This window comes from Gammaproteobacteria bacterium, from assembly GCA_011375345.1.
In the GTDB taxonomy this organism is placed as follows: domain Bacteria; phylum Pseudomonadota; class Gammaproteobacteria; order DRLM01; family DRLM01; genus DRLM01.
Genome location: DRLM01000080.1, coordinates 1 through 9,785, shown reverse-complemented (window position 1 = coordinate 9,785; position 9,785 = coordinate 1). Strand labels below are relative to the sequence as shown.

Genomic DNA, 9,785 nt, shown 5'->3' with positions numbered 1-9,785 from the left:
TAACACCAAGGCAAAACTGACTGTCAGAAAAGCCTTTGGCTTTAGAACCTATCACGCTATGGAAATCGCTTTGTATCATACACTTGGCGCCTTACCTGAACCGGAATCTACCCATAGATTCTGCTGACGAGGCTTTATTTCCTTTTTTGCCTCTTGGTTATGCCCAACTTCCGTGTTCGGCCACCATGTCCATGAACTAATTCCTTTCGCATCCTTCAGAAAATTTTTAACCCTCGGCCGCGCTTTACCATCCTTCCCGAACCACAGTCTATTCTCAGATAATAATTTCTTATATTCCTCCTTTATATTTGACCAACATCTACCAGGCGGCGGCTCATACACATCACCCGCTGGTGTTTTAATTTTGTACATCTGATTTGGTCGCCAACCCTGTGCGGTGAAGTCGGTTGAAGCCCATGGCCCTCTTGGGTCATTGTCTGGATTCTTGTAATTTTTTGCCTGAGTTTCCGATACTGGCAATTTATTGAAATCACATTGCGCTGATGATTTAGCATAAACCAATATATGATCATGTGCGCCCCCCAAAAACAGTCGCGCCTCAGGAGAGGTTCGTTTCTGCCAAATAACGTTCGCAACAAAATTTATTCGCCCAAACACCTCATCACACAACACCTTCAAATAATGCGCCTCGTTGTCATCTATGGTGATCCACAGTGAACCATCCTCCGACAACAGATTGCGAATAATCTCCAGCCGGTCACGCATCAGCGACAGCCAGATGGAATGCTCCAGCCCGTCGTCGTAATGGGTAAAGGCGCTGCCGGTGTTGTAGGGCGGGTCGATAAAGACGCACTTCACCTTGCCCGCAAACTCCTGCTCCAGCGCCTTCAGTGCCAGCAGGTTGTCGCCGAAGATCAGGCGGTTGTCGAAGATGTCCGTTCGCTCCCTCTCCCCAACCCCTCTCCCTCCCGAGGGAGAGGGGCTGTCACTCCCCTCGCCCGCTGGCGGGAGAGGGGTTGGGGGAGAGGGTGGATAGCGCCTGAACTTGGCGTGATAGGACTTCTCCCAATCCTCCAGCAGAATCCGCGGCTCCAGTTTGGGGCGCTTGTCCTTGCCGATCCACGTTAACTCTAATTTTTGTTTTTTGCTCATAAATTCACATTCATCTCGTTATACACGCGCACGCGCCCTGGCTCTTGCGCGGGCTTGCAGTTGCGCCTGCACCTGTGCATAGAGCCGTGCTTCGTTGTTCTCACGGTCATCCAGCACCACGCTCAGGGCGTAGGGTCCATTTTCTTCTTTAACCGTTGACCAGATGGTGTCCTGCCGGGGCACCACAACAAACAGCCTGTCGGCGTTACGCAAGGCTCCCCGGAATGTCCAGCGGGATACCTGCAAGGTGCCTTTCTTGCGCCGGTCATTGGAAATCCAGCGATTGGTTTGCCGCTCACCCAAGCCTTCTTCCCGGTTGCGCTGGAAGGCCTGCTCCACTTCATCGAGGCCATGATAGATATCCGCGATACGGCGCTCAAATTCCACGCCTGAACCAATGGCGCCGAGCACTTCGTCGCTGGCGCCGAAGACCCCGTCGAACAGGCGGAACTTCTGTTCCAGCAGTTCATAGACACGGGCGTCGGCCTCTGGTATAGGCAATGGTGTGGGCCACCTGCTTGCGCAGTGTGCGCTTGCACAGCGGTGCGATACGGCTGCGCAGATGCTGGAAGACGGCGTTGTCGTTCAGCCGCGCATCTTGGCGGCGGAAACTGTCCAGATCGCCAAATACGCGCTCATCGATAATGCTGACCAGTCCGTAGGGTTTCAGCAAGGAATTCTGCAATGGCGTCGCGGTGAGCAGCACCTCGGATTTCTCGCCGGCCAGCCCATCCATGAGGGTGGATCCGAGGGAATCCACCGAATCACCAGCAGCCCGGCGTGTGAGCTGCCAGGCAAAAAACTGGCTGTGGTAAAGGCTAAGCCCGAGGTCGTTCACTATTTCAATTCCGGTATTGTCATTTCTGTTGCAGATTCGCATTCCGCATTATTTTATTTTCAACGACATCCTGCCTCCCAAAGACATCGGGTTGGCACCGCATACAGGCCGTCTCCAAAGGGCATCGTGGCTTCACCGTCGTATAGCACTACCCCTCCGGCAAATCGTTGAGCGGCAGCCTGCTTGAGTCGGCGCAGTCCCCGAAAATCTGAGGCCGTTACCGTGGCCGCTGCCTTGACCTCGACACCGGCAACCCGCTGGCCGCTCGTTTCCAGCACGATATCCACTTCGGCGCCATCCTTGTCGCGGAAATGGTAAAAGTTGACGGCATCTTCCCACCCACTTGCCTGGCGGCGTAATTCCTGGAACACAAAGGTTTCCAATAGCTGGCCCAGCAGCACGCGATCGGCCTTCAGTGCTGCTACGTCCACCCCCAGCAACGCACAGGCAAGGCCGGTGTCGCCCAAGTGCAGCTTGGGGGTCTTGATCAGGCGTCGCAGGCGGTTACTGTGCCAGGATGGCAGTTCCTCAAGCAGGAACACACGGGTCAGCAGCGTGATGTAGCCGCGTATGGTCTGCCGGCTGAGTTGGAATGGCGATGCCAGATCACTCACATTGAGCAGCCGGGCGGTCTGTCCGGCGGCCAGCGTCAACAGACGCGGCAAGGCATCCAGTAACCGGATACGCGCCAGCTCCCGTACGTCGCGCTGTACCAGTGTCTCGATGTAATCGCGGTACCAGGCGGCCCGCCGCCGTGGCGCCTGGCGGGCAAGCGCCGCAGGATAGCCGCCTGCGACGATCCGTTCGGGCAACCCGTTGCCGAGACGGGGCCGGTTACCCATTTCGAATCCTGCTCCGAACAGTGCGTTCAGAAACCGGGGTGGCGTTCTCGCAAGCTCTACCTGAGCCAGCGGGTGCAGCCGCAAAATCTCCATGCGCCCGGCCAGGGAGTCGGCGAGTTTCGGTACCAGCAGCACGTTGGCAGAACCGGTGAGCAGGAACCGGCCCGGTACACGGTCGCGGTCCACCGTGCTTTTCAGGGCAGTGAACAGCTCGGGAACCCGCTGCACCTCATCGAGAATGGCCCGCTCCGGCAGATCCCCGGCAAAACCCACCGGATCCTCCCGGGCAGCGGCAAGCGTAACATCATCATCGAAACTGAAGTACGCATACCCCCTCGCCTCACCCACCCTACGCGCCAATGTGGTCTTACCACACTGGCGTGGCCCGTGGATCATAACGACAGGGGTATCGGCCAGCGCCTCATCGAGGCGCGGCTCCAGCAGGCGGGGGTAAATTGCAAGATTGACCATACCGGCCAATCGTAACTTTACGGGGTGGATGAGCAGCGCCTGATCGGCCAGTGGTGACCGCCTTCGGGTGTGGGCGCGGCGCGGCTCACGGCGCCAGCCTGCTCCGGCCTCCGGTGCGCTCATCCCCCCTTAAGAACCAGATTTGATACAAAGACAGCAGTATCTGCACCGCCCAACTCATTCCCAGCACGGCCCCGGCCGCGATCACCGTGTAGGCGTAGACGGGATCCCATTTGGTGAGGAACCAGGCCAGAATATCTGCAAAAATCGCAACAAAGGGCAGCACTTGCAGGGTGTTTTTCAACCACGGCCACAGGGACACGTAGCGGAATATCAAGCCGATGCCGAATGCGATCAAGCCGATACCGAACAAGTGAATATGGGACAGCCTGACCAGAGTATGAAGAGACTCCCCCGTGTCCACCTGGGCCACCTCGTGCAAACCGGCGTAGGTGGAAAAATCAGGAATGCCCAGCCCCGAATCCTGCACGTGGCAGCTGAGGCAGGTCTTTTCCAGAATGGGCAGGATGCGTGATGCGTAGTCCGCCTCCGGCGCCCCCGATTTCAGCCATTCCACCATCACGTGGCGGTCGTTCACGTCAATATAAGCCGCCATGGGGCCGCGGAGGGCCGCCTCCAGGCGGGTACCGCTGCGGTTGCCGTAATACGTATCGACGATATCCTGCACCGACAAACCGGGCTTGCCGTCGTGTCCCTCGTGACTGGTGTAGAGATACGTCAGGGCCATCAAATAGCCCACCCCCATCAGCAACAGAAACGCGGTGTACAACAGGCGTTCGTTCAATTCGCAGCAGCAAAAGCGCCGGGCTGACGCGCGATGTTCCATGACTGTTCCCCCTGACTGATGTTCCCCTGTACGGGCCGGCGCCGCTGAGCAATTCACTTGCTCGTCCGCACCCTTACAACCACCGCCGCACCGCCCAGGCCAGCGTCCCCGCCAGGCGCTGCGGCCAACGGCGGCGGCGCCAGTGTTCCAGCCGCACAGCTTCGGCCTCGCCGAGATCGTTGTCGAACTGTTGCCGCAGCGCCGCGCACAAGGCGGGGTCGCGGCTGGCCAACACCAGCTCGTAGTTGAGCCGCAGGCTGCGGTAGTCCAGATTGGCGGTACCCAGCAGGGCGAAATCACCGTCCGCCACCACGGTTTTGGCGTGCAGCAGCCGGGGCAGGTATTCGAACACCTGCACGCCCGCTTCCAACAATTCGCCATATACTGCCTGGGCCGCCCAGCGCGCCAGGCGCACATCGCTGATACGGGGCACCAGCAGACGCACATCCACCCCGCGCCGGGCGGCGTTTTTGAGGCCCTCCCGCAAGCGGTGGTCGGGCACGAAATAAGGCGTGGTCAAAAACAAGCTGGCGTCCGCCCCGGCAAACAAACTGAGCAACAGGCAATGCAAACGGCGGCGGCAGGTACGGCTGTGATTGGACAGCAGCACGCTGCCATTCTCTGGCATGTCCGCCGGTGGCGCGCTGCGGTCGCCCTCCCAAAACGCCTCAAACAGGGCCGCCGCCTGCGCGGCCAGGGCGCCGTCCAGCCGCACATGGCTGTCGCGCCAGCGGCGCTCGCCGCAGGCGCGGCGGGAACTCTGGCGATGGATATTGAAACCGCCGAGAAAAGCGGTGCGGCCGTCCACCACCAACAGCTTGCGGTGATCGCGCCGGTTGTAATGCCAGGGCTGGCGCCAGCTCCAGCGGTGAAAGCGGCGCACGACCACGCCCGCGCGCTTCAATTCGCCTTCCACTTTGCGGGGAAAGAGCAGAAAAGAGCCCAGGGCATCCACCACCAGACGCACCTCCACCCCGGCCGCAGCCCGCGCCGCCAAGGCTGCCACGAAACGCCGGCCCACGGCATCGGCGGCGAAAATATAGGTTTCCAGATACACGGTGCGCCTCGCCCCGCCGATGGCCGCCAGCATGGCTTCAATCAGTTCATCGCCCTCGGTGTACAGCCGGAAGGGATGCTCCCCCGCCGCCAGCGCCGGTGCGCAGGCGCACTCCGCCAGCGCGGACTCAGGGGAGGTAGTGGTGGGGGGGCGCGGCTTCACGGGCCTCAAGTTCCGCCTCTTCGTTGGCGTGAATCCAGCCGCGGCGCAGGCGCTCAGGCCACTCGCCCCCCAAGCGGACGCCGGCTTCGACCAGAGCCGCCTCGATTTCGGCCAGGCCCACCTGCAGCAGGTCGTAGCCCAGCTCGATGCGCTCCCCGGCCACGGAATGTCCCGCACCCCCATCAAGCCGCGCAGCAGATCTTCCACGATCACCGCGCCCGCGGCGGAGAGGGGATGGTCCAGCGTCAGGCGGCGGCGCTTCAGTACCTGCTCCCCCTTCTGCCGGGGCGCCGGCTGGCCGGGATAGCCGAGGTACAAATGGGGATGGTCCAGAAAACGCCGCTTGCACTGCAAAGAACAAAAGGCGAAATGCCGGTGGCCGTAGCGCACTTCATATTGATGGCGGTCCACGCTCATGCCGCAGACCGGATCACGCACCTTGTCAGAAAGCTCCATGGGATCTCCTGGGGCGCCTGCCCTGAGGGGTTGATCCTGCCGCCTCATCGCGGCAGGATGCCGCAGCGAAAAGGCCGCAAAGATGTTTCAAAGGGGATTGTGCCAGGGCCCATCCTCCCCCAAGAAGGCCTGCGCCTCCTCGGGACCCCAACTGCCAACGGGATAGGGCAGCGCCGCTCCATGCCCGCTCAGCACCGGCTCCAGCACCGCCCAGGCGGCCTCAATGCAATCGCCCCGGGCAAAAAGGGCACCCTCGCCGGCCAGGGCGTTTTCCAATAGGCGCTCGTAGGGGCCACGGTCGTCCCGCTGGTCGTCCAACAGCCGCATTTCCCGCTGATCGCCGACGAAGTCCTCCCCCACCCGTTTGACCCGCGCGGCCAGGGCAATGGCCTTGCCGGGCTGAAGCCGGAAACGCAAATAGTTGGCCCGGCCGCGGGGTCGGGCGGCATCGCCGAACAAAGGCTGGGGCGGCGGTTTGAGCTGCACCAGCACTTCCGCCGCCGTGACCGCCAGGCCCTTGCCGGCCCGCAGATACCAGGGCACCCCCTGCCAGCGCCAGGAATCAATGTAGAGGCGCAAAGCACAATAGGTTTCCACGTCGGAACCGGGCGCCACACCCGGTTCACAGCGGTAGCCCCGGTACTGGCCGCGCAGGAGATCCTCCGGCCGCAGCGGCCGCATGGCCCGGAACACTTTGTATTTTTCGATATGCACCGCCTCAAAGCCGCGAAAGGCGGGCGGCTCCATGGCCAGCAGCGCGACGATCTGGAACAGATGGTTTTGCACCACGTCACGCAGACAGCCGACACTCTCATAAAAAGCGCCGCGGCCCTCCACGCCGAAGGCCTCGGCCAGGGTGATCTGCACGCTGGCCACAAACTGGCGGTTCCACACCGGTTCCAAAAAGGCGTTGGCGAAGCGAAAATAGAGAATGTTCATGATCGCTTCCTTGCCCAGGTAGTGATCGATGCGGAAAATCTCATCCTCGGCGAAAGCGGCGCGCAGCACGCCGTTGAGCGCGCGGGCCGAAGCCAGGTCGCGGCCGAAGGGTTTTTCAATGATCACCCGCCCCTTTGCCGCCAGCCCCGCCGCGACCAGGCCCTGCACCACCGTCTCAAACAGCGCCGGGGGAATGGCCAGATAAAAAGCAGGCCGCCGGGCCGCGCCCAGGGCCCGCTTCAGCGCCGTAAAGGTGGCAGGATCGCGGTAATCGCCGCTGACGTAATGAAGCCGCGCCAACAACCGCTCCGAAGCGGCCGGATCACCCGCACCGCCCCGCGCCTTTTGCACCACGGTGCGGACGTGTTCCCGGAGCCGCTCGGTGGTCCAGGGGGAGGCGGCCACGCCGATGACCGCTGCGGGCAAGGTCTGGCGCGCCGCCATGGCGTACAGAGCGGGCAGGATTTTCTTTCGCGCCAGATCGCCGGTGATGCCGAAAAGCACCAGCGCGTCCGCTTGCCGCTCAGTCACGGTCATCGAGCCTTCTCCCCCGTAACAAGAATGTTGAAAAGGACCTTCCTGGCCTTTTTCAACGCCTTCATACACCACACCGACTCGCCCGCGCGCCGCTCTCGCGCAGCAGTTCCTGCACGTTGGCCTCGATAATCGGGTAAGCCACATCGCCGTACAATTTCTGCCGCCCCTCTTGCAGCATGAAGGTGGGGCTGCCTTCCAGCAGATGTTCCGTCCTGGCGGCGAAGTCGGCGCACAAGGCCGCGTAGGCAGTGCCGGAATCGATTTGTGCCCAAATGGCGGCGACGGGCAGATTGAGCCCGGCGGCAATGGCCTCCTGCACGCTCCGCTGGGCGATGTTGGCAAGGTCGCGGAAAAAAGCCAGGCGGCAGCGCCACAGCGTTTCTTCAAACACGGTGCGGCCCTGCCACTCGGAGTGAGGTGCGGCGCTGATCTCACCCGCCTCCTCCAGGGCCTGGACGGCTTTCAAGAACAAATGGCAGCTGGCCGAGCTGGGCGGCACCGCGCGGGTCCAGATGTCGGGATGCACCTCAATGTGATCGAAGCGTGCGGCCGTCTCCCGCACATGGCGGCCATAGGCCGCCGCCCCGCCCCGCCCATCCCAGGTGGCCCGCAAGCGCCCCGGCACATCGCCAAACACCGAAAGAAAGCGGTATTCCACCCGCACCTGCCCGCCAAACTGGCGCCGCAGCTGGTCCAGCTTGAGCTGGGCGGCGTAGGCCCAGATGCACAGCACATCGGAAAAATAACTCACAGTCACGGTGCGGGCACCAACAGACATGGCGATGATCTCCTGACGCGGAAACAATACCAGCCAAGCCGGCCCTCTCACCTGCCGGCTGTTTTTCATCAGCCTGCCCCGGGCCGATTACAACCTTTCCAGGAAAATCCCCACATGCTCGCCTTCGAATTCCATCAACCGCCGCAGCAGCGCCGCAGCCCGCGGGTCGTCCACCTGGTTTTGCAGTTGCGTGTAAAATGCCTGCGTGTAGCGCTCGATCTCCAGGGCCAGTTCGACCATGGTCTCAGCCATGGCGGCATCGACCACAAAGAAATGCTCCTGCAGGGCCTGTAAGCGCTGTGACACCTTTTTGAACGCGGGGGGGGCGGGCAGGGGCTCGGGCACCTCCCGCCCGGTGAGCGCCACATACAGGTCCATCAGCTCCCGTTCGTGTTTCAACTCCTCCTGGGCCAGCGCCCCCAATACCACGCTGGTGCCGTTATCGTAGGCGGAAAAGCGGTGCGCCCAATCCTGATACATGCGGGCGCAGTAACGCTCAATGGCAATGGCCAGCAGCAGGACCTGCTGTTCTTCGTTCCGCCCGCCGTTCACATCCGCCACAAGCCGTACCTGGAAGAGTGGGCCGCGATGCTCAGTGACACGTACCGTGCCCCCGCTGTTCCGGCACCGCCGCATTTTTCCCGCCGACATTCATACCGCATACCGGGTCTTTGACCATGGCTGTCTCTCCATTGTTTGTTGCACCGCCCCGCTGCGGGGCGCCTGTCATTCCTTTGCCGCCGGTTCGCCGCCGCCGTGGCTTTCGCCGCAAAAACAGGACGGCCGGCGGTAGTGGTGTTCGATGTACGCCGTCACCAGTTGCTCGAGCAAGACTTCCGGATCGGCCTGATATATCAGCCGCGCACCGGTGTCCTTGGTGCCGAAGCTGGCGACGATGTCGGGAAGCTGCGTGGTGATGCCGCCGCTACCCTGCAACACGCCGATGAGTTTGCCTTCGTCGTAAGCGATGGCGAATTCGCCCAAGGTGCCGGACCGGCCGCCGGCGATGATGACGATGTCGCTGGACCGGATGTTGGTCACTTCACGCCCCATCAGGCCGCTGCCGGTATAGATCAGCACATCAAACTGACCGGTGGGCGAACGATATTTGTGCACGTGCTCATCCAGGCTCAGCGCCGGGGAAATGCCCACCGACCACCCCCCCTCCTGGCGCGCGCCCATGGCGCATTCGTAGGGCAGACCGGGACAGGCGCCAGTGATGAGCACAAAGCCGCGCCGGCCGATGACCCGCCCCAGGCGGCGCGCCTGCGCCGCGATGTTGTCACCGTGCTCATCCCCCGCCGAACCCATCACCCCCACGGTAAGCCGCAGCGCGGCCACCTGGTCCCGGTAACGGCCGGGGTCGGCGAGAAAAGCCTCCTGGTGCTGCCGCGAACAAAAGTAATAGGCCCGGCCGCAGTGCTCGGCCATGGTGGCGGCCTGGCGCGGGTCCAGTGCCATGAGACAAACGGGATCACGCACCATCGGCGGCACCCCTTTCCCGATGACTGCCGTGGCGGCACCAGACACAGCCGCAGTCCATGTGATCGCAGCTGATGTCCCGGCGCCGCAACATCAACCTGACAAGTCTGATTGCCGGGTTATTGAGGCTTACATAAATACATGACAGATTCATATGGGCAACTCCGCCTGTTCCCAGAAGGCCGCCACCAGGTTGCTGCGGCGCTGCATAGACTTGAGACGGCGCCGTGCAAAATCACTGACTTGATGGAGTGTGTCGGCGC

Annotated in this window: 9 protein-coding genes and 1 pseudogene; all 10 read right to left on the bottom strand. The window is 62.1% G+C overall.

Going from position 1 to position 9,785, the window contains the following annotated elements; translation table 11 throughout:
- Nucleotides 1–75: 75 nt before the first annotated feature.
- The 10 genes and pseudogenes from ENJ19_06120 to ENJ19_06075 all read right to left on the bottom strand — a co-directional run bounded on the left by ENJ19_06120 (nucleotide 76) and on the right by ENJ19_06075 (nucleotide 9,525).
- The gene (locus tag ENJ19_06120) at nucleotides 76–1,113 is read right to left on the bottom strand and encodes a site-specific DNA-methyltransferase (protein HHM05303.1); all 1,038 of its coding nucleotides are present in this window, start codon (nucleotides 1,111–1,113) and stop codon (nucleotides 76–78) included.
- A 294-nt stretch (nucleotides 1,114–1,407) separates the two neighbouring features.
- Nucleotides 1,408–1,602 (bottom strand): annotated as a pseudogene (locus tag ENJ19_06115) (hypothetical protein).
- On the bottom strand, nucleotides 1,580–1,993 hold the full coding sequence (locus ENJ19_06110; GenBank protein ID HHM05302.1) for a hypothetical protein: 414 nt from the start codon (nucleotides 1,991–1,993) through the stop codon (nucleotides 1,580–1,582). Before ENJ19_06110 ends, ENJ19_06115 begins: the two are co-directional and overlap by 23 nt.
- A gap of 17 nt (nucleotides 1,994–2,010) precedes the next feature.
- Nucleotides 2,011–3,264: an ATP-binding protein gene (locus ENJ19_06105; GenBank protein ID HHM05301.1), complete on the bottom strand. Its 1,254-nt coding sequence runs from the start codon at nucleotides 3,262–3,264 to the stop codon at nucleotides 2,011–2,013.
- 85 nt (nucleotides 3,265–3,349) lie between these two features.
- The gene (locus tag ENJ19_06100) at nucleotides 3,350–4,111 is read right to left on the bottom strand and encodes a hypothetical protein (GenBank protein ID HHM05300.1); all 762 of its coding nucleotides are present in this window, start codon (nucleotides 4,109–4,111) and stop codon (nucleotides 3,350–3,352) included.
- A gap of 73 nt (nucleotides 4,112–4,184) precedes the next feature.
- Nucleotides 4,185–5,834: a YHS domain-containing protein gene (locus ENJ19_06095; GenBank protein HHM05299.1), complete on the bottom strand. Its 1,650-nt coding sequence runs from the start codon at nucleotides 5,832–5,834 to the stop codon at nucleotides 4,185–4,187.
- 39 nt (nucleotides 5,835–5,873) lie between these two features.
- Nucleotides 5,874–7,256, bottom strand: a complete 1,383-nt coding sequence (zwf, locus tag ENJ19_06090) for a glucose-6-phosphate dehydrogenase (protein HHM05298.1) — start codon at nucleotides 7,254–7,256, stop codon at nucleotides 5,874–5,876.
- A gap of 67 nt (nucleotides 7,257–7,323) precedes the next feature.
- A complete protein-coding gene (locus ENJ19_06085; GenBank protein ID HHM05297.1) occupies nucleotides 7,324–8,040 on the bottom strand; it encodes a disulfide bond formation protein DsbA in 717 nt (238 codons plus the stop codon).
- Between the two features lie 87 nt (nucleotides 8,041–8,127).
- Entirely contained in the window at nucleotides 8,128–8,691 is a 564-nt protein-coding gene (locus ENJ19_06080; GenBank protein ID HHM05296.1) for a hypothetical protein, read from the bottom strand.
- A 75-nt stretch (nucleotides 8,692–8,766) separates the two neighbouring features.
- The gene (locus ENJ19_06075; GenBank protein ID HHM05295.1) at nucleotides 8,767–9,525 is read right to left on the bottom strand and encodes a YHS domain-containing protein; all 759 of its coding nucleotides are present in this window, start codon (nucleotides 9,523–9,525) and stop codon (nucleotides 8,767–8,769) included.
- Nucleotides 9,526–9,785: the final 260 nt, after the last annotated feature.